The 300-nt window shown below is 45.0% G+C and carries 1 pseudogene; it reads right to left on the bottom strand.

Annotated elements, in window-relative coordinates:
- Positions 1-300 (bottom strand): annotated as a pseudogene (locus JUI58_RS00130) (HNH endonuclease); the annotation flags it as partial.

Genomic DNA, 300 nt, shown 5'->3' on the forward strand with positions numbered 1-300 from the left:
CTGCATATTTTCCTTTAGGAATTGAGGCTTTGACAATATCACCTGTTTGAAAACCTTGGAAGAACTTGGCTTTTGGCGCGTGTGCCTTGGGAAAACCGTATTTATCGGGACGGCATCGCTGTCTCGTTCCGTGTCCTTTAGCAGCAATTAAAAGCGGGCTTTTAACCTCAACAATTAATTGTTCTGGTGTCGATTTTCCCACACAAGCAGCATCAAGCCAGTGCGTCTTAGGAAGATTTTGACGAGTGCGATTAAACTTGGTTAATCCTCCCGTTCCAACCTCAACAGGCAAACTCGTCT

The sequence above is a fragment of the Spirulina sp. CCY15215 genome, assembly GCF_016888125.1.
Taxonomy (GTDB): domain Bacteria; phylum Cyanobacteriota; class Cyanobacteriia; order Cyanobacteriales; family Spirulinaceae; genus CCY15215.